This window comes from Delftia sp. 60 (genome assembly GCF_002754395.1).
GTDB classification, from domain to species: Bacteria; Pseudomonadota; Gammaproteobacteria; order Burkholderiales; family Burkholderiaceae_C; genus Comamonas; species Comamonas acidovorans.
Genome location: NZ_PEFD01000001.1, coordinates 3354675 through 3374395, shown reverse-complemented (window position 1 = coordinate 3374395; position 19721 = coordinate 3354675). Strand labels below are relative to the sequence as shown.

Annotated in this window: 14 protein-coding genes; 6 read left to right on the top strand and 8 right to left on the bottom strand. The window is 68.9% G+C overall.

Features of this window, described 5'->3' with window-relative positions:
• Positions 1-10 precede the first annotated feature (10 nt).
• Both CLV01_RS15260 and thiE read left to right on the top strand, forming a co-directional pair.
• Positions 11-820 carry a thiazole synthase gene (locus CLV01_RS15260; RefSeq protein ID WP_016446735.1) on the top strand — a complete coding sequence of 270 codons (810 nt, stop codon included), beginning with the start codon at positions 11-13 and terminating at the stop codon, positions 818-820.
• 11 nt (positions 821-831) lie between these two features.
• On the top strand, positions 832-1755 hold the full coding sequence (gene thiE / locus CLV01_RS15255) for a thiamine phosphate synthase (protein ID WP_099733917.1): 924 nt from the start codon (positions 832-834) through the stop codon (positions 1753-1755).
• Positions 1756-1812: 57 nt separating this feature from the next.
• On the opposite strand, the gene CLV01_RS15250 is transcribed toward thiE, so the two are convergent.
• Positions 1813-4536, bottom strand: a complete 2724-nt coding sequence (locus tag CLV01_RS15250) for a type IV pilus assembly protein FimV (RefSeq protein ID WP_099733918.1) — start codon at positions 4534-4536, stop codon at positions 1813-1815.
• A gap of 100 nt (positions 4537-4636) precedes the next feature.
• Here CLV01_RS15250 and CLV01_RS15245 point away from each other — a divergent pair, with 100 nt between their 5' ends.
• From CLV01_RS15245 to CLV01_RS15230, 4 genes are all read left to right on the top strand, one after another.
• The gene (locus CLV01_RS15245; protein WP_099733919.1) at positions 4637-6175 is read left to right on the top strand and encodes a 3-hydroxyacyl-CoA dehydrogenase; all 1539 of its coding nucleotides are present in this window, start codon (positions 4637-4639) and stop codon (positions 6173-6175) included.
• A gap of 170 nt (positions 6176-6345) precedes the next feature.
• Positions 6346-7065: a Crp/Fnr family transcriptional regulator gene (locus CLV01_RS15240; RefSeq protein WP_012205125.1), complete on the top strand. Its 720-nt coding sequence runs from the start codon at positions 6346-6348 to the stop codon at positions 7063-7065.
• Between the two features lie 151 nt (positions 7066-7216).
• Complete coding sequence (locus CLV01_RS15235; RefSeq protein WP_013802790.1) at positions 7217-8302, top strand: phosphotransferase; 1086 nt, start codon at positions 7217-7219, stop codon at positions 8300-8302.
• Positions 8303-8380: 78 nt separating this feature from the next.
• On the top strand, positions 8381-9655 hold the full coding sequence (locus CLV01_RS15230) for an acyl-CoA dehydrogenase family protein (RefSeq protein ID WP_012205123.1): 1275 nt from the start codon (positions 8381-8383) through the stop codon (positions 9653-9655).
• Between the two features lie 70 nt (positions 9656-9725).
• Here the strand turns inward: CLV01_RS15230 and CLV01_RS15225 are convergent, their stop codons facing one another.
• The 7 genes from CLV01_RS15225 to CLV01_RS15195 form a co-directional block, all read right to left on the bottom strand.
• Positions 9726-11183 (bottom strand): efflux transporter outer membrane subunit, encoded by a 1458-nt coding sequence (locus CLV01_RS15225; RefSeq protein WP_099733920.1) that lies wholly within the window; start codon positions 11181-11183, stop codon positions 9726-9728.
• A 1-nt stretch (position 11184) separates the two neighbouring features.
• On the bottom strand, positions 11185-13179 hold the full coding sequence (locus CLV01_RS15220; protein WP_099735138.1) for an ABC transporter permease: 1995 nt from the start codon (positions 13177-13179) through the stop codon (positions 11185-11187).
• The gene (locus CLV01_RS15215; RefSeq protein ID WP_088165029.1) at positions 13179-14420 is read right to left on the bottom strand and encodes an efflux RND transporter periplasmic adaptor subunit; all 1242 of its coding nucleotides are present in this window, start codon (positions 14418-14420) and stop codon (positions 13179-13181) included. The genes CLV01_RS15220 and CLV01_RS15215 overlap by 1 nt, the downstream gene beginning before the upstream one ends.
• A gap of 49 nt (positions 14421-14469) precedes the next feature.
• Positions 14470-14847 carry a DUF3325 domain-containing protein gene (locus CLV01_RS15210; RefSeq protein WP_063326381.1) on the bottom strand — a complete coding sequence of 126 codons (378 nt, stop codon included), beginning with the start codon at positions 14845-14847 and terminating at the stop codon, positions 14470-14472.
• Entirely contained in the window at positions 14844-16559 is a 1716-nt protein-coding gene (locus CLV01_RS15205) for a PepSY-associated TM helix domain-containing protein (RefSeq protein WP_099733921.1), read from the bottom strand. The genes CLV01_RS15210 and CLV01_RS15205 overlap by 4 nt, the downstream gene beginning before the upstream one ends.
• A gap of 1 nt (position 16560) precedes the next feature.
• Positions 16561-16896, bottom strand: coding sequence for a DUF3649 domain-containing protein (locus tag CLV01_RS15200; RefSeq protein ID WP_180288400.1), 336 nt, complete (start codon positions 16894-16896; stop codon positions 16561-16563).
• Positions 16897-17100: 204 nt separating this feature from the next.
• On the bottom strand, positions 17101-19596 hold the full coding sequence (locus CLV01_RS15195; protein WP_047473137.1) for a TonB-dependent siderophore receptor: 2496 nt from the start codon (positions 19594-19596) through the stop codon (positions 17101-17103).
• Between the last annotated feature and the right edge of the window lie 125 nt (positions 19597-19721).

Genomic DNA, 19721 nt, shown 5'->3' with positions numbered 1-19721 from the left:
GCCTCACGCCATGACGACTTCCGCCTCTTCCTCCGACGACAGCCTGGTCCTGTACGGCCAGCGCTTTGACAGCCGCCTGCTGCTGGGCACCTCCCGCTACCCCTCGCCCGCCGTGCTCGAAGCTGCCGTGCAGCGCGCGCGCCCTGCCATGGTCACGGCCTCGCTGCGCCGCCAGGGCAGCAATGCCGCCGAGACCGGCGCCAGCTTCTGGGAACTGCTCAGAAAGCTCAACGTGCCTGTGCTGCCCAACACCGCCGGCTGCATGACCGTGCAGGAAGCCGTGACCACGGCCCAGATGGCGCGCGAAGTCTTCGAGACGCCCTGGATCAAGCTGGAGCTGATCGGCGACGACTACACCCTGCAGCCCGACACGCTGAACCTGGTCGAGGCCGCCTCCATCCTCATCAAGGACGGCTTCCAGGTCCTGCCCTACACCACCGAGGATCTGGTGCTGTGCCAGCGCCTCGTGGATGTGGGCTGCCAGGCCGTCATGCCCTGGGCGGCGCCCATCGGCACGGGCCGCGGCCCCGTCAACCCCTATGCCATGCAGACGCTGCGCGAACGCCTGAAGGTGCCGCTGATCGTGGATGCGGGCCTGGGCCGGCCCTCGCATGCCTGCCAGGTCATGGAATGGGGCTATGACGCCGTGCTGCTGAACACGGCCGTGGCCCTGTCCGAAGACCCGGTGGCCATGGCCGGCGCCTTTGCCGATGCCGTGAACGCCGGCCACGCCGCCCACCGCGCCGGCGCCATGGCCGAGCAATCTGCCGCCCAGCCCAGCACGCCCGTGCTGGGCACGCCGTTCTGGCACCACGGCTGAGGAGACCGGCCATGAGCAACGACTCCATCCAATCCTGGGCAGATGCCATCGTGCGCCTGCACGGCGCCACCTTCGCCCCTGAAGGCTCCGCCCTGCCCTCCCAGCCCGTGCCTCAGGCACAGCGCCAGGAGCCGGCCTATCTTGCGGCGCTGCAGGCCTGCAGCGCGCTGGGCTTCATCGCCATCGACGCCGAGACGCTGGCCTGCGCCTGGCAGGCGCAGACGCTGCGCAGGGGCCGCTTCGAGGCCACGCTATGGCCCGACGATCCGCGCGACTTCGGCCTGGAGGGCGCCGATCCCGCACTGGCCTTCCCGGAGTGCCCAAGGTCCCTGGGCCTGTACGGCGTGCTGCCCGACGCGCAATGGGTGGGACGCATGGCCCGCGCCGGTGTGCCCACCGTGCAATTGCGCCTCAAGTCCGAGGACCGCGACGCCATCGCCCGCGAAGTGCGCGCCGCCGTGGCCGCCGTGGAAGGCACGGACGCCCTGCTCTTCATCAACGACCACTGGCGCGAGGCCATCGATGCCGGCGCCTATGGCGTGCATGTGGGCCAGGAAGACCTGGACACGCTGGCCGGCGCCGACCTGCAAGCCATCCACGCCTCGGGCCTGCGCCTGGGCGTGAGCACGCATGGCTATGCCGAAATGGTGCGCGCCCATGCGGTGCAGCCCAGCTACATCGCGCTGGGCGCCGTCTTCCCCACAACGCTCAAGAAGATGGCCACGGCTCCACAGGGCCTGGCGCGCCTGAGCGCCTATGTGCGCCTGATGCAGCGCTATCCGCTGGTGGCCATCGGCGGCATCTCGGCCGACCAGTTCCCGGCCGTGCGCGCCACGGGCGTAGGCTCGGTGGCCGTGGTGCGGGCACTGGTCAATGCCGAGGATCCTGAAGCGGCGGCGCAGCAGTTGCTCGCCAGCATGCACGCTGCCGACTGAGTTCTTGCTGGGCACCCAACAAAAAAGGGAGCAGATGCTCCCTTTTTTTTCACTGCCTCAGCCCTTGGGCGGACCCTTGTCGTCTGCCTGCGGCGACGGAGCCTGTGGTGAGCTACGAAAGGCCGGGTCGGTCTCGCGCGACAGCAGCATGTCCACCGAGCGGCTCAGCGGCTCGTCCAGGCCACGGTGCTCACGCACGGTGTCGGGCGGTTCCAGCTCCCACTTGTCCAGCGCCAGGTCCATGTCCAGCGGCGCCTTGAGATTGTGGCTGCTGAAACCCACGGCACCCGAGCCGGGCACCGACAGCGTCACGGGCGGAAAGCGCGAGGGCACATCGACATGCGGCAGCTCGTTCTCGCCCAGGTCCGTGAGGTCTATGTCCAGCAGCGGTGCCGACTCATCGTGGATGAAGGAAGGCGCCTCGCCCAGGGGCACGGCGCGCACCTGGCCTGCGGGCAGCTGGCCGGCCTGATCCAGATCGAAGTTCAGGGGCTGCAGCTCGAAGTGCAGCGGTGCGGACAACGAGTCCGGTGCGCTGCTCGCAGGCTTGTCGCCGCCACCGACAGCACCCGTGGACAGTGGCAGCGTGTCCATGGGGGTGAACTCCAGGCCCGGCTCCAGCGGCGTCACCGAGGCCGGCTGCGGCTGTGCAGGTTCTATCGGCGGCTGCAGCTCTGCCATCCAGTCCACGCCCGTGGCCGCGGATGCAGGAGCCTGCGCCGGCGTGGCTTCTGCAGCCGCTGTGAAGGCAGCCGCGCCGGCCGTGGCTGCGCCGGCTGCGGCCGTGCCCGTGACCATGCGCGGCGTGGTGCGCTCGCGCGGGCCGGGTTCGCCGCGGGTTCCGGCAGGTGAGGTGCGCGCAATGGACAGCAGCAGCAGCAGGTCGTCGAAGGCCGCCAGGTCGAAGGGGGCCGGCGCATCGGGGTCGGGTGCACCGTCCTGCTTGAACAGGTAGTGCGCCAGGCAAGTTTCGACTTCGTCCACGGGCCACAGGGCCTCGATGCGTGCCAGTTGCTCGGGATAGCCCTGCAGCAGGCTGCTGCCCTTGTCGGTGAAGCCCGGCATGGCCGGCACACGGGCGTTGAAATGCCTGGCGAAGCGGGCGCGCAGCTGGTCGAAATCGTCGCGGCGGCTCAGCGTGTAGTACAGGTGCAGCAGCTCCAGATAGGCCAGCGGCGAGGAATCCTCATGCGTGTCGATATGCGAGCGCAGCAGCTCGATGGCCTGCTGGTGCTCGCCCACCGAGATGAAGAATTCCGCCTGCTGCTGCACGTCGAACAGTTCGCCGGGCTGCACCATGCGCCTGGCCTTGATGGCCTCGGGCCCGGATGTGCGCACAGGTGCCGGGGCCTGCGGCGCAGGCTCGGTTTCCAGCTCGGCATGCACGGACACAGGCACGGGAATGGTGGCCGGGCCGAAGTCGCCAGGGTCCACATCCTCATGCAGCTCATAGGTCACGCCGGGGCGCATCTGGGCGCCGCGCTGCACATAGGGCGAAGCCAGGGTATCCGGTCCCCGGCGGTCATCCTGCTGCGGTGCCGCAGGCCGGTGCTCACGCAGGCTGGGGGCCATGGGCCGCGTGGGCCTATGGGGATCCAGGGAATGCGGCAGGGTGTGGATCTCGTCATCGCGCACATGGGGCGGGGTCGACGGCACGGGGTCCTGCGACGAACGCTCCACCGATTCCCGCCAAGCGTTTTGCTCGCGCGAGAACAGCGAAGCACCCGAGCGCATGCGCCAGGCCATCCAGCCGATCACGGCCACGGCGGCAATCAGGGCCAGCAGCAGCGCATTGAACAGCCAGGATGAGCCGCCGGACTCCTGGCGCATTGCGTCCAGCTCGGCCCGCAGCTGGGCCAGTTGCCCACGGTCCACGCCGTCGCGCTTCTTGAAGGCCGCCATCTCGGCCTCCAGCGCCTGCACGCGCTTGTTGGCCTCGGCCAGCTGCTCGCTGCCGGCATCGAACATGGGAGCCGCAGATGCGGCGCCGCCTTCGGGTGTTCCGGGTGTTCCGGGTGTTCCGGGTGTTCCGGGTGTTCCGGCTGCTCCAGCGGCGCCCGGGGTGCCGCCCGTTCCCAGCCACTCCTCCACCGGCTCCATGCGCAGGCGCGGTTCGATGCGCAGGCCCGCCTGCAGCTGCCCGGCCTGGGCCTGGGCGGTCACACCCACGGGAGGCTTGGACTTTTCGGCCGCGGCCTTGGGTTTCGGCTTGGGCTTTGGTTTGGGCTGGGGCTGCGCCTCCTTGGGAGCGGACGCCGTGGCAGGCCGGGCATCCGACCGGGCACTGCGGGCAGCGGCCGCGCGGGAGGGTGTCGAAGAAGATTCAGAAGCGGTGCCAGCCACACCGGCTGCACCAGCGCCAGCGCCAGCTGCTGCAGCGGCGCCCACGGTCGGCAGCGCAGGCTGCGCTGCTGCCAGTTCACGCACATTGATGGGCTGGTTGCCTGAGGCGTCCACCGAATCTGGCAGCTGCGCCAGCAGCGTATAGCTGCGGCTGATGCCGCCACCTTCGCAGCCCGCCCACAGCTTGAGCGTCACGATGGGCTCGTCCACCGTATAGCGGGCCTGCACCCGCACGGCCTTGCCCGACGAGGTCGGGCTGACACTGACGCGCGAGGATTCGATGGGCCTGTCACCGGCCAGCAGCTCGGCGCGCACACAGGAGCTGCCGGCGTCGTTTCCGCTATCGGGCTGCAAGCCCACCACCAGGTCGAACGGAGCGCCCAGCACCACGTTGCCCCGAGGACTGCCCAACGACAATGCGGACGCGTTCCAGGCCATGGAGGACAGGGCGACGCCGAGAATGGTGCTACAAATTCTCACATCAGCCTTTCTTTGAACGCTTGCATTTTTGCATAGACACCTGTAGGACACCTCCTCTATGTATATGATCCAAAACAACATTTCTCCTATCAGAAACGTCGGATTGATAGGCGCAGGCATCATGGGGCAAGGCATTGCCCAGTTGGCCGCCCAGGCAGGCGTCAGGGTGCTGTTGCAGGATGCCCGTCCCGGTGCTGCCGCACAAGCGCAACAACAGCTGCTTGCGCTGTGGGACACGCTGCAGAAGAAACAAAAAATAACAAGTGAGCAAGCCGCAGATTGCAAGGCCCGGCTGACGGTGGTGGACAGTCTCGATGCCTTCAGGAACTGCGATCTGGTGATAGAGGCCATCGTCGAGCGCATGGATGCCAAGCAGGCGCTGCTGCGCGAGCTGGAGGCCATCGTTGCGCCCGGGACCCTCATCGCCAGCAATACCTCGGCCCTGTCCATCACCACGCTGGCCACGGCGCTCAAGCATCCGCAGCGCTTTGCCGGCTTTCACTTCTTCAACCCGGCGCCGCTGATGAAGGTGGTGGAGATCGTGCGCGGCCTGGCCACGGACGAGGCCACCTGCGCCGCGCTGGCACAGTTCGCGCGCAGCTTCGGCCACACGCCCGTGCGTGCGCAGGACACGCCGGGCTTTCTGGTCAACCACCTGGGCCGAGGCTATGTGACCGAGGCGCTGCGCATCGTGCAGGAAGGCATTGCCGACTTCGCCACCATCGACCGCATCCTGCGCGAGCAGGTGGGATTCAAGCTCGGCCCGTTCGAGCTGATGGATCTCACCGGCCTGGATGTCACCCATGCCGTGATGGAGCACATCTACCACCAGTACTACCAGGAGCCGCGCTACCGCCCCAGCCCCATTGCAGCGCAGCGCGTGGCGGCCGGCCTGCTGGGCCGCAAGACCGGCCAGGGCTTTTACCGCTATACCGAAGGCCGCGCCGAGCAGCCTGCCGAGCCTGCCGTGCCGCAGGTGCAGACGCTGCCACCGGTCTGGGTGTCCGCACGCGCGGCCCGGCGCAACGAGATCTACCAGTTGCTCAAGAGCCTGGGCGCACGCATTGAAACCGCGCAGGCACCGACCGAGCAGGCCTTGATCCTGGTGGCGCCGCTGGGCCTGGACGTGACCACGGTGGCTGCCGTGGAGCGGCTGGACTGCACGCGCACCATGGGCATCGACATGCTGATCGCCGACGCCGACACGCGCCGCCGCGTGCTGGCCACCACGCCGGCCACGCGCACCGACATGCGCGATGCGGCCCATGCGCTCTTTGCCAGCGACGGAAAGGCCGTGAGCGTGATCCGCGACAGCGGCGGCTTCGTCACGCAGCGCGTGGTGGGCTCCATCGTCAACATCGCCAGCGACATCTGCCAGCAGGGCATCGGCAGCCCGGCCGATCTGGAAAAGGCCGTAACCCTGGGCCTGGGCTATCCCATGGGCCCGCTGGCCATGGGCGACCGCTGGGGCCCCACCAACATGCTGGAGGTCCTGTTCAACCTGCAGACCGTGTATGGCGACCCGCGCTACCGCCCCAGCCCCTGGCTGCGTCGCCGTGGCGCGCTGGGGCTGAGCCTCACGCACGAGGAGCCATAAGCCCTGCAAAGCCGGCGACCCGATGCAAGACGGGTCGCCTTTTTTTCGCCGCCCTGCCCCGTTTTCGGCAGGCCCAGACACCGAAGTGACAGGCCCGCCGGCGGCATGCTGCGCCGCGGCGGTCCCACACGCGACAATGTGACCGTCATCAGTCACGCAAAAGACAGGCCATGGACGACCCGATTCTTACCATCGAAGAACGTGAAGCGATCAATTCCGGTCGCTGGTTTTCATCACTTTCTCCATCGCTTCGGCACGACATTCTTCGATGCGCTTACGTCAAACGGTTCAAAGATGGCACGCTCATCTGCGCACGCGGAGAACCGCCCGAGGAATGGATCGCCTGCGCCCGCGGTGCGGTGCGCGTGAGCTCGACCTCGATCACGGGCAAGCAGATCACGCTGGACTACGTGGAGCCGGGCATCTGGTTCGGCGACGTGGCCATCCTGGACGGGGACAAGCGCACGCACGATGCCTATGCGCACGGCGAGACCACGCTGCTGTGCGTGTCCAAGACCGACTTCAAGAAAATCCTGTCCATGCATGTGGAGTTCTCGGAAGCCATGCTGCGCCTGCATGCACGGCGCATCCGCCAGCTCTACGGCCTGGTCGAGGACCTCAACACCCTGCCGCTGCGCGCGCGCCTGGCCAAGCAGCTGCTGCACCTGGTGCGCAGCTATGGCGTGACCAGCCTGTCGGATGGCAGCGAGATCCGCATCGGCCTGCACCTGGCGCAGGAGGAACTGGCCCAGTTGCTGGGCGCCTCGCGCCAGCGCGTGAACCAGGAACTCAAGGCCATGGAGCGCGAGAACGCCATCCGCATCGAGCCGGGTGGCCTGGTGGTCTGCGACCGCGACACGCTGCTGCGCATCGCCGCGCCCGACGCCTGAACCTGCGCGGCCCCCACCGCGCCGCGTACACACAACCCTTTCCTTCACCGACCGGACGCTCGCGCCGGCCGGTGCCTTGCCGCGCCCGTGCCGCGCGGCTGCTCCCCTTTCTAGAACCGGTTTCCGAACCGATCACAGGACTGACTGCCCCATGAGCACTTTCGACCATTTCGTAGGCACGCGCCCCGTCTCCGACCAGCACGCATTCGACGTGCCCGCGCTCACCGCCTGGATGCAGGGCCATGTGCAGGGCTTTGCCGGCCCGCTGCAGGTGGAGATGTTCAAGGGCGGCCAGTCCAACCCCACCTACAAGCTCATCACGCCCGGCCGCAGCTACGTGATGCGCTCCAAGCCCGGCCCCGTGGCCAAGCTGCTGCCCTCGGCCCATGCCATCGAGCGCGAGTTCCGCGTGATGAAGGGCCTGGCCGGCACCGACGTGCCCGTGCCCCACATGTATGCGCTGTGCGAGGACGAGTCCATCATCGGCCGCGCCTTCTACATCATGGAGTGCATGGAAGGCCGCGTGCTCTGGGACCAGTCCCTGCCCGGCATGGAGCCGGCCCAGCGCGCCGCCATCTACGACGAGATGAACCGCGTGATCTCGGCCCTGCACACCGTGGACTTCGCGGCCCAGGGCCTGGCCGACTACGGCAAGAGCGGCAACTACTTCGAGCGCCAGATCGGCCGCTGGAGCAAGCAGTACGTGGCCTCGGTCACCCAGCCCATCCCCGAGATGGACCAGCTCATGCAGTGGCTGCCCGCCCACATGCCGGCCAGCGCGCTGGATGCCTCGCGCGTGTCCATCGTGCACGGCGACTTCCGCCTGGACAACCTGATGTTCCACCCCACCGAGCCGCGCGTCATTGCCGTGCTGGACTGGGAGCTGTCCACCCTGGGCCACCCGCTGGCCGATTTCAGCTACCACTGCATGAGCTGGCACATCCCGGCCACGCTGGGCCGGGGCATCGCAGGCAAGGACCTGGCGGCCCTGGGCATTCCCGGCGAAGAGGAATACATCCGCCGCTACTGCGAGCGCACGGGCCTCAAGGACGTGGACACGCTGCGCGCCGACTGGAACTTCTACATGGCCTACAACATGTTCCGCATCGCGGCCATCCTGCAAGGCATTGCCAAGCGCGTGGAAGCCGGCACGGCCTCCAGCGCCCAGGCCAAGGCCTCGGGCGACACCGCCCGGCCCATGGCCGAGCTGGCCTGGTCCTTTGCCCAGCGCAGCTGAGCCATCCAGACCGCCCCCATCACTCACCGATCACCCCGTTTCCACCACAAGCGACAAGCCAAGAGAAGGAGCGCATCCATGGACTTTGAATATTCGCCCAAGACCAAGGACCTGCAGGAACGCCTGCTGAAGTTCATGGACGAGCACATCTATCCCGGCGAAAAGGACTATGCCGCCGAGATGGAAGCCAACACCGCCGCAGGCAAGCGCTGGACGCCGCTGCAGACCATCGAGAAGCTCAAGGTCAAGGCCCGGGAGCAAGGCCTGTGGAACCTCTTCCTGCCCGTGGACAGCGCCGAGGCCGCAGGCTACAAGGGCGGCGGCCTGACCAACCAGGAATACGCGCCGCTGGCCGAGATCATGGGCCGCGTGCCATGGTCCAGCGAGGTGTTCAACTGCTCGGCGCCCGACACCGGCAACATGGAAACCATTGCGCGCTACGGCAGCACCGAACTCAAGGAGCGCTGGCTCAAGCCGCTGCTGGAGGGCAAGATCCGCTCGGCCTTCGCCATGACCGAGCCCGAGGTGGCCTCCTCCGACGCCACCAACATCTGCACCCGCATCGAGCGCCAGGGCGACGAGTACGTGATCAACGGCCACAAGTGGTGGATCTCGGGTGCCGGCGATCCGCGCTGCCAGGTCTTCATCACCATGGGCAAGACCGACCCCGATGCGCCCAAGCACTCGCAGCAAAGCATGATCATCGTGCCCGGCGACGCGCCCGGCATCCGCATCGTGCGTCCGCTCAACGTCATGGGCTATGACGATGCGCCGCACGGCCACATGGAGATGTACTTCGAGAACGTGCGCGTTCCCGTGGGCAACATCCTGCTGGGCGAGGGCCGTGGCTTCGAGATCGCCCAGGGCCGCCTTGGCCCCGGCCGCATCCACCACTGCATGCGCCTGATCGGCCTGGCCGAGCGCGCGCTGGAGCTGATGTGCAAGCGCGCCAGCTCGCGCATCGCCTTCGGCAAGAGCGTGGCCCAGCAGACCGTGACGCAGGAACGCATCGCCGAGGCACGCTGCCGCATCGACATGGCGCGCCTGCTCACGCTCAAGGCCGCCTGGCTGATGGACATTGCCGGCAACAAGGTGGCGCGCAGCGAGATCGCCATGATCAAGGTCGTGGCCCCCAGCATGGCCTGCCAGGTCATCGACTGGGCCATGCAGGTGCACGGCGGCGGCGGCATGAGCGACGACTTCCCGCTGGCCAGCGCCTACGCCCACGCGCGCACGCTGCGCTTTGCCGACGGCCCGGACGAAGTGCACCGCAACGCCATCGCCAAGTGGGAGCTGGGCAAGTACGGCGCCTACGGCAAGGATGCCGGCGTGCCCATCACGCGCGGCAGCTGAGCAGGCTTCAAGCCTGAGGCCTCAGGCCGCACACCCGACAGGACCGGGTGGCGGCCCTGGCCCTTCCCTCTCAGCCAGGTGGCAATGCCTCCTGGCTTTTTTGTGCCTGCCTTTCCGGCATTTCAGCGCCCATGGCAGGCGCCTCCCATCCCCCGCCCAGCGCCCGGTACAGCGCCACGCGCGCCTGCAGCTGCAGCAGGCGCTGCAGCACGGCATCGTCCTGGGCCGCGTACAGCGTGGTCTGGGCCTGCAGCAGGGACAGCAGGCTTTCCGCCCCGGCCTTGTAGCGCAGCTCGGCCAGCGACACGGCCTGGCGGGCCTGGGCCAGCACCTCGGCCTGAGCCTCGGACTGGGCCTTGAGGCCGTGGACGGCGTTGAGCGCCAGGTCCACATCGCCATAGGCCGCGACGATGGCCTTGTGGTAGCCGGCCAGCAGCTCCTCGCGCCGGGCCTGGGCGCCATCGCGCTCGGCCGCCAGACGGCCGCCGTCGAAGATGGGGCCGGCCAGTCCGGCCAGCAGCGAATAGACCGGCTCGCGCAGCCAGTCGCTGGCGCGGCCCGCGCTGGTGCCCGCGCTGCCTGTGAGGGTCAGCCGGGGCCACAGCGCCGCACGGGCCGCCTGCAGGTTGGCGCTGGCGGCGGCCAGCTGTGCTTCCGCATTGGCAATGTCGGGCCGGCGCTGCAGCAGTTGCGTGGGCAGGCCTGCGCCGATCTCGGGCAGCTGCAGGGCCTGCAGCGAATCCGTGGCCAGCGCGGGGCGCCGGGCCTGGCCCAGCAGCACGGCCAGCGTAGCATCGGCATCCTCGCCCTGGCGGCGCAGCGTGGCCAGGGCCTGGCGCTGGCTGGCCACCAGGCCGCGCTGCTGGGCCAACTCCAGCTGGGTGGCGGCGCCTGCGCGCGCGCGGGACTCCACCAGGCCCAGCAGCCGCTCGGCATTGGCCACATTGCGCGCCGCAATGGCCTGGCGCTCACGCAGCGCCACGGCCTGCAGCCAGCCATGGGCCACCTGGGCGGTGACCGTGAGGCGCACCGTGTCCTGGTCGAACCGGCTGGCCTGCCAGGCCGCCGCCGCCGCATCGCGCGTGGCGCGGTTGCGGCCCCAGAAGTCCACCTCATACGAAGCCGTCAGCGCGGCGCCGTAGACGCTGGCCTGCCCGCCCGCCACCTGTGCATGGTTCATGCGCTGGGCGCGCAGCTCGCCATTGAGCGAGGGCAGCAGCGCCGCGCCTGCCTGGCGCGTGGCCGCCTCGGCCTGGCGCACGCGGGCCATGGCGGCAGCCATGTCCAGGCTCTGGTCCTGGGCAGCCTGCACCATGCCGCCCAGCTCCGCACTGCCAAAGGCCTGCCACCACTGCGGTGAAACAGAGGCAGGGAGGACTTCGCCCTGCTGCTTCCAGGAAGCGGCCAGCGCAGGCGCCTCCCGGTCCGGCATCGTCTGCTGCGCGGCGCAACCGCCCAGCGCAGCCAGGGCCAGGGCGATGCAGCCCAGGCGCGCATTTCCCAGCGTCTTGTCGTTCATGTCTTTCATCTCACTCTCCCGCCAGCGCGCGCACCGGGTCCAGCCGCGCCGCCGTCTTGGCAGGCATGTAGCCGAACACCAGGCCCGTCACCACGGCGCAGGCAAAGGCGCCCAGCATGGCGCGCACCGAAAACACCACGGGCACGCCCGCCACGATGAGCACCACGCCCACGGCCAGCCCGGCCAGCAGGCCCACCGTGCCGCCCACAAAGGTGACCAGGCTGGCCTCGGTCAGGAACTGGCGCAGGATGTCGCGCTGGCGTGCGCCCGTGGCCATGCGGATGCCGATCTCGCGCGTGCGCTCGCGCACCGTCATCAGCATCACGTTCATCACGCCGATGCCGCCCACCACCAGGGAGACGGCGGCAATCAGGCCCAGCATCACCGCCATGCTCTGGCGCGTGGCGGCCTCGGCCTGGATGCGCGCGGCCGCGTTGCCGATGCCGAAGTCCTCGCGCCCGCCGTGGCGCGCCAGCAGCAGCTTGCGCATGGCCTCCTCTGCCTCGTGCACCACGTCGGAGGACATGGCCTCGATCACCACATAGTCGGGCTGGGTCTGCGACTGGTAGACGCGCGCCCGGCCCGAGCGGTAGGGAATGAAGACCATGTCGTCATAGTTCTGCGCGCCCGAGTCCGCGCCGCGCTCGCTCATCACGCCGATGACCTCGAAGGCCGATGTGCCGATGATCAGCTGGCGGCCCAGCGGGTTGGGCGTGTCGGGGAAGAAGTGCTGGTGCGCCTTGTGGCCCAGGACCACCAGGGGCGCCAGGTCGCGGTCCTCGGCCTCGGTGTAGTAGCGGCCCTGGGCCAGCTTCCAGTGGTGCACCAGGGGCATCTCCTCGCTGGCCGCGAACACGTAGATCTGCTTGTCGGCCTTGCCGTAGCGCACGGTGATGGGGTCGCCGATCACGGGCATCACGCGCCGTATCTCGGGCAGTTCGCGCACGGCGGCCAGGTCTTCCTCGGTCATCTGCCCGGCCGGCCCGCCCGTGGCCGGCGGCTTGCTGCCCATGTAGAGGATGGCCGTTCCCATGGTCCCCATCTGCTCGACCACCTTGCGCCGCGCGCCCTCGCCAATGGCCAGCATCACGATGACCGAGGCCACGCCGATGACGATGCCCAGCAAGGTCAGGCTGGTGCGCACGCGGTTCATGCGCATGCCGCGCCAGGCGCTGCGCGCGGCCTCGAACAGCTCGGCCAGCCAGGGCGCGCCGGCGCTGCCGCGCTGCGGCGTGAGCGGCAGGGCAGCGGCGCCCGCATTCACCCCGTTTGCGGCATCGTCGCGCTGGCTGTCGCTGGTGATGCGGCCGTCGCTGATCTCGATCACGCGGCGCGCCTGGGCGGCCACAGTGCGGTCGTGGGTGATGAGGATGATGGTGTGGCCCGCGTCGGCCAGCTCGCGCAGCAGGGCCATGACCTCGGCGCCGCTGTGCGAGTCCAGCGCGCCCGTGGGTTCGTCGGCCAGGATGATCTGGCCGCCGTTCATCAGCGCACGCGCAATCGACACACGCTGCTGCTGCCCGCCCGACAGCTGGTTGGGCCGGTTGCCCAGGCGCGAGCCCAGGCCCAGGCGCTCCAGCAGCGCACGGGCGCGCCGCACGCGCTCTTCCTTGGGCAGGCCCGCGTAGATGGCGGGCATTTCCACGTTCTCGCTGGCGCTTTCGCTGGCGATCAGGTGGTAGCCCTGGAAGACGAAGCCGAAGGCCTCGCGCCGCAGCCAGGCCAGCGCGTCCGAGTCCAGCGTGGCCACGTCCTGGCCCTGGAAGTGGTAGCTGCCCTCGCTGGGCCGGTCCAGGCAGCCCAGGATGTTCATCAGCGTGGACTTGCCCGAACCCGAGCTGCCCACCACGGCCACGAACTCGCCCGCACGTATCTCCAGGTCGATGCCGTGCAGCACGGTGACGGCGGGCTGGCCGCTGTCGCCGCCGCCGTAGTGCTTGGTGATGCCGCGCAGCTCTATCAGCGGTGCGGTCAGCGGCGCGCCGGCCTGCATGCCCTGCGCCATCACCATTGCAGCCACCGCGGGCCACGGTCCAGAGGCGTCTCGCCGACGATGACGCGCTCGCCTTCCTGCAGGCCCTCCAGCACCTCGGCCTGGTGGCGGCTGCGCACGCCCAGGCGCACGGTGCGCTGCTCGGGCTGGCCCTTGGCGTCCAGCACGCGCACGGTCTGCGTGCTGCCGGCCTTCTCGGCCTTCTCGGCGTTCTCTGCCTTTTCCGCCTTGTCAGTCGTTCCCGCCTTGTCGGCCACGGCCATCAGCGGCACGGTCAGCGCCTGCGCGGCCTGTCCGGTGACGAAGACCACCTGGGCCGTCATCTGGGGCATCAGCTCGGCGTCCTCGTTGTCCACATCGAACAGCACGGTATAGGCCACGGCCTTGGTGGCGGGCGCAGGCGCCTGGCCCGCATTGCCGCCGGCCGGCGCCTGGCTGGTAGAGGGCGAAGGCAGCACCTGGCGCACCTTGCTGGACCAGCGCCGGGGCCTGGCCTGGTCGGCGCCGCCCAGCGTGGTGAAGTACACCGGCATGTCGTCGCGCACGCGGCGCACGTCGGCCTCGGACACTTCGGTCCACACCGTCATGGCCGACAGGTCGGCAATGCGCAGGATGTTGGGCGTCTGGTAGGTGGCGTTCAGCGTCTGGCCCTCGCGCGCCTCCACCGACACCACGGTGCCCGCCATGGGCGCGTAGATGCGCGTATAGCCCAGGCGCGCCTCGTCGGCCTTGAGCGTGGCCTGGGTCTGGTCGATCTGGGCCTTCAGATGCTCCATGCGGGCGCCGGCGGCGGCCAGGTTGGCTTCTGCGGTCTGCAGGTCTTCCTCGCGCGTGGCCCCGTCGCGGGCCAGCTGGCGCTGGCGTGTGAGCTGCTGCTCGGCCAGCTTGCGCAGCGCCTGCTGCTCGGCCAGCTGTGCGCGCAGGCCGGCCAGCGAGGCACGTCCCGCATCCACCGTGGCGCGCTGCACGCTGGGGTCGATCTCCACCAGCAGCGCGCCCTTCTCCACCTGGGCGCCGGGCTCCACGCGCAGCCGGGTGACCTGGCCCGACACCTGGGCGCCCACGTCCACATAGCGGCGCGGCTGCAGCGTGCCGATGGCCGTGACGGTGGACTCGATATCGGTGCGCGCCACGGTCTCGGTCTGGTAGGCCACGGCAGGCCGGCTGGACCACCAGGCGGCCGCGCCCCCGGCCGCCGCCAACAGGACCACCGCCACGGCGATGGCTTTCCAGCGTTGCTGCGTGCGCGTCATGCTTGCCTCCCGACCACACACACCCCGAACTGGAACGAAAGCAGGAAACTCATCTGAAAAACCCCGTAGTACCGAAACTGAAAACAATCCACGCCAAATCCGCCACGGCAAGCACGCCAGCCAACCAGGCCAGCCGCGCCGCCCAGCGCGCATGGGCGCTGATCAGGGCCACGGCCATCAGCGCGCCGGCGGACACAAAGCCCAGCCAGGCCACCGAGCCCACCGTGCCGCCCCAGCCCGAGACAACGGGCACAAGGGCCAGCGCCAGCAGCGCCGTGCCCAGGCCGCGCAACTGCGGGCCACGGCGGGCCGGCAGCTCGCGCGCGCCGGTCAATTGTTCGTAGTGGCGGTCCATGGCAAAGGCCAGGGCCGCCATGCCTGCAAAGGCCAGGGCCAGTGCGGCCAGGGATGCGTGCAACGTGCTCATGCCTGCACCTCCGAGGGGCCGGCCACGGCGGTCTGGCCCTTGGCCGTCCTTGCCTTGGCGGCGGCACCCGCGCCGCGCCGCGCCAGCCAGCGCCACGCCCAGGCGGCCGCCAGCCCCATGGCCAGGCAGAACAGCTCCACCCCGGCGCTTTCCCAGTCGCCCTCCAGCATGTGGGCCGACAGCGGCTCGCCCACGGTGATCCAGTTGAGCAGCGGCAGCAGCAGGCACAGCATGGCCAGCAGGCCCATCTGCTGGCGCCAGGCCGTGGCTGGCGCGCAGGCCAGCGCATGGACCAGCGCCAGGCCCCACAGCCCGAAGAACACGGCCAGCTCCCAGTCATCGCGGTGCGCCAGGCCCACGGGCACCAGGCGGTTGGCCCACAGATAGCCGATGCAGCCCAGGCCCAGCCCGGCGATGGCCCCCACGTTCAGGCCCTCGATCAGCCGGTACACGCGCGCCGTGGCGCTGCCGAACTCGCCCTGGTGGCGGCTGCGGCGCTTGACCATGAAGAGAATGGCGCCCGTGGCCATCATGGCCGCGCCCGCCAGGCCGCACAGGAAGTACAGCCACTTCATGGCCAGCCCGCCGAACTTGACCATGTGCAGCCCGCCCATGACCGCCTGGGCCAGCGAGGGGGTGCCGCCGTCGGCGCCGCCGGGCAGGCGTACCTGCAGCACCTCGCCCGTGGCGGCCGAGAACATGGCCATGCCCGAATTGGGGCTCAGGCGCTGATGCGCACGGTCATCGCTGTTCCAGCCGTAGACGCCGATGCGTGCCGATGCATCGCCGGGATGGTTGACGACCACCGCGCGCACCGCCTGGCCCATCAGCTCCTGGCCGCGCCGCACAAAGGGCTCCAGATCGGGCACCGCCAGGGGCTTGCCGGACAGCGCGGGCGGCCCGGCCTCGTTCATGTCGGCGATGAAGGCCGTGCGGGCGGCCTGGTCCGTGCCATAGACCGTCCAGACGCCAACGGGCATGAAGCTCAGGCTGGAGATGGCGATGCCGGTATAGGCAATCATGAACTGGAAGGGCAGCGTCAGCACCGCCACGGCGTTGTGCGCGTCCAGCCAGCTGCGCTGGCCCTTGCGTGCGCGAAAGGTGAAGAAGTCCTTGAAGATGCGCTTGTGCGTGATCACGCCGCTGACCAGGGCCACCAGCATGGCCATGGCGGCAATGCCGATCACCCACAGCCCCACCTGCCCTGCATGCAGTTCATAGTGGAAGTCCACGAAATGGTTGCCGCCCATGGTGGCGCGCGCGGCGCCGTGGCCGTGGCCGGCCGTCATTTCCTCGCCCGTGGCGGTGTCCAGCTCGGCATCGGCGTACTGGCGGTTGGCGTCGAACCAGTAGACACGCAGGTCGCCACCGCCCTTGTCGTCGGCCGGCCAGATCTCCCACATCTGCGCGCCCTGGTGGTGCTTTTGCATGTAGGCCGCGCCCCAGGCCAGGCGCTGGCCCAGGTCCGCACCCTGCCCGGCCGGCGCGGCGGCGCGCGCTGCCGCCTCGGCCGCTTCCTCGGCATGGTGCTCGGGCGTCATCCAGTGCGTGATGGCTTCCTGGAACACGGCCAGCGAACCCGTGAGGAACACCGCGAACAGCAGCCACGAAAACCACAGCCCGCACCAGGTATGCAGCCAGGCCTGGGCCTGGCGGAAACCGCCCGTGGCAGCGCCGCTGCCGGGGACCTTGCTGATCTGCGCCTTGGCCATCTCAAACGCCCCCGCCATTGCGCGCCAGCAGCAGCGCGGCGCCGCCCATCAGGGCCGCAGGCACCAGCAACCCCAGCCAGACCCGGCCCGCCGAAACCGGCGAGAACGCCCAGATCACCGCCAGCGCGTGCAGCGCAAAGCTCCACTGCATGCCGGCAATCACGGCATCGACACGCGCGCCGGGCAGCGCAGCGGCCAGGAAGGCCGCCAGCGCGCCGGCCAGCGCATAGCCGCCGAAGACGGCGGCCAGCAGGCGGGACAGGACAAGCAGGCCCGGATGGACGGGCCTGTCGGCCTGGGTGATATCTGCACGATCAGCGGGTTGGGATTGGGGCATGTAATGGGTATTCGGATAAGCACAGGAACGCACGAATGCGTGCAAACAAGGGGCCAAAACGGATGCCGTGATGCGGCGGCCTTCAAGGCCCTCCTCATACATGACAAACGAGATCGAAAAAAGGCCAGCCGCAATGGTTTTCGCCATTGCGGCCAGTGGCCTGGGTCGGACTGGGGCGGGCCCTCCTGGACCCCGCCCCGGCCCTCAGAAGGTGCCGCGCAGCGTCAGCACCGCATTGCGCGGCTTTCCATAGAAATTGCCGCCGCTCGCATAGCCCACGGTCTGGTAGTACGTCTTGTCAAAGATATTGTTGAGATTCAGGGAAACCGTCCAGCGCGGATCGATCCGGTACTGCACCATCGCATTGATGACCGAATAGCCGCCCTGGGTGAAGTTGTAGCGGCCGACTTCATTCCAGTCGGCGTCATACAGCGTATCGCGCACATGGTGCTTGCTCTGGATATGGGCGCTGCCGCCAATCTTCCAGCGCGACAGCTCGCCCGGCAGCACATAGGCCGTGGACAGCTTGAGCAGATGGCGCGGCGTGATGCTGCTGTAGGGCGCATCCTCGGTCTTGTCGCGCGTGGTGGTGTAGGTGTAGCCGGCCGCAATCTGCCAGCCGGGGCGCAGCTCGCCGCCGATCTCGGCGTCAAAGCCGCGGCTGGTCACCTTGCCCTGCGGCAGAAAGCAGCAATTGCCCGACCATTCCTCGTGATTGCTCGGATAGCGCGTATCCGTCACCGCCGTGCCCGTGCGTACCACGTTGAAAAGGCTGAATGTGGCATTGAGCCGGCCATCGGCCAATTCGCCCTTGAAACCGGCCTCATAGCTCTTGCCCTTGACCGGGTCCAGCGAATTGCCCGGAGGAGGCCCCGACTTGGACAGCGCCTGCGGCTTGAGAATCGAGGAATAGCTCAGATAGGCCGACCATTGGTTGTTCAGGTCATAGATCACCCCGCCATACGGCGTGAACTTGGCCGGCTCGGAAAAGCGGCTGCCCGATGCCAATTCCCACTGGCCCGCCGCATTCAGCGACTCATAGACCTGGTTGAAGCGGTACTTGGCATAGCGCGCGCCCACGATCACATGCAGGCGGTCCGTCGGATGCAGGCGCAATACGCCATAGCCGCCCGACTGGTCCTGGCCCCAGGGGTTGTAGCGGCGCGAGATCTCGCCGGCCGGCGCGGGGCGCCAGGCGCCGGGGTTGTAGACATCGATGGGCTCCACGCCCGTGGCATCGGTGGAATAGCCCACGTTCCAGAAGCTCTCCACCTTCTGTCGGTCCATGCCCAGCAGGATTTCGTGCGTGCGCCCGCCCAGGTCGAAGCTGCCGGCCAGGCTGGCGTCCAGCACGGTCTGCCGGTTCTCGTACAGGTAGTGGCCGCCGCCGTTCCAGTTCACGCCCAGGCCGGTTGCGGGGTCCAGCGCACCGTAGCCGAACACCGTGGAGCCGTCATAGCTGGACTTGCTGCGGGTCAGGTTGAGCTTGCCCTTCCAGCGTGCGGAAAAACGGTGCTCCAGCGCGCCGAACAGCTCGCTGTTGTCCTTGCGGCCCGTGGCCCAGGGCTGGGTGAAGCTGGTATGGCGCGGCAGGCCGATATCGCTGCCGTCGCTGTAGCGCGGCACGTCGCCGCCGCCATCGCCGCGCGTGCGGATCTTGCTGCGGCTCATGCCCACGGTCAGCAGGGTGTCGGGCGTCAGGTCCGCCTCGACCACGCCGTAGAACTGGGGAGCGCGCGTGTGCTTGATGTCCACGAACTGGTCCGTGTCCTGGTAGGACAGCACGGCCCGGCCGCGCACCCGGCCATCAAGGGCCAGCGGCCCCGTGGCATCCACCATGGTCTGGTAGTTGTTCCAGCTGCCGATGGACTGCTGCACCACGAAGCGCGGCTCGGCCAGCGGCTTCTTGCGCACGATGTTGATGATGCCGCCCGGGTCGCCCACGCCGCCCAGCAGGCCCGAGGCACCGCGCATCACCTCCACGCGGTCGTAGAAGTCCATGCTCTGGTTGACGCTGTAGGTGTACTGGGCGATGTTCAGCGGCGCGCCGCCGTCGATCTGCATGCTGTCGATCTGGAAGCCGCGCGAATAGAAATAGGTGGAGTCGAAATTGATCTGGCTGGTGGTGATGCCGGGCGTGGCGGCCAGCGCGTCGCGGATGTCGGTCATGCGGCGGTCGTCGAGCTGCTGGCGCGTGATCACCGACACCGATTGCGGGATCTCGCGGAACGACTGGTCCGTCTTGGAGGCGATGCTGGTCACGCGGCTGGTGTACGAGCCCGTGCCCTCGGTCGTGCCGTCGATGGCCCGGCGCGCGCTCACCCGCACTTCGGCCAGCGTCTTTTCGATGGCGGCGACGGGCTGCACAGTCAGCGTGCCCTCTTGCACATGGCCCTGCAGGCCGCTGCCGGCCAGCAAATCATCCAGCGCCTGGCGCAGCGGCAGCTCGCCCCGTACGGCCGGCGCCTGCCGCTGGGCGGCCAGCGAGGGCGTGAACACCAGCTGCAGTCCGGCCTGCCGCGCGAACTGGTCCAGCGCGCTGGCCAGCGGCTGCGCCGCTATGTCGAAGCGCAGCGTCTGTGCGGCGGGCTGGGCCAGCGCCGCCTGCAGCGGCATGGCCAGGCCCAGGCAGAGCACGGCATGGGCCAGCGGATGGAGGGCGGCGCGGCAGGCGCCCGAAGAAGGGAAAAGCGGATGCATGGAAATCGTCCTTGGCAGTGATGGAAGGGACCCACAGGGATCACTGCCATGACGACTGGCCAGGAAAACTCCTGAAAAACAATGTGCGCCCCGCTGCCGTGCGCATGCAGTTGCTCTTGCCACCG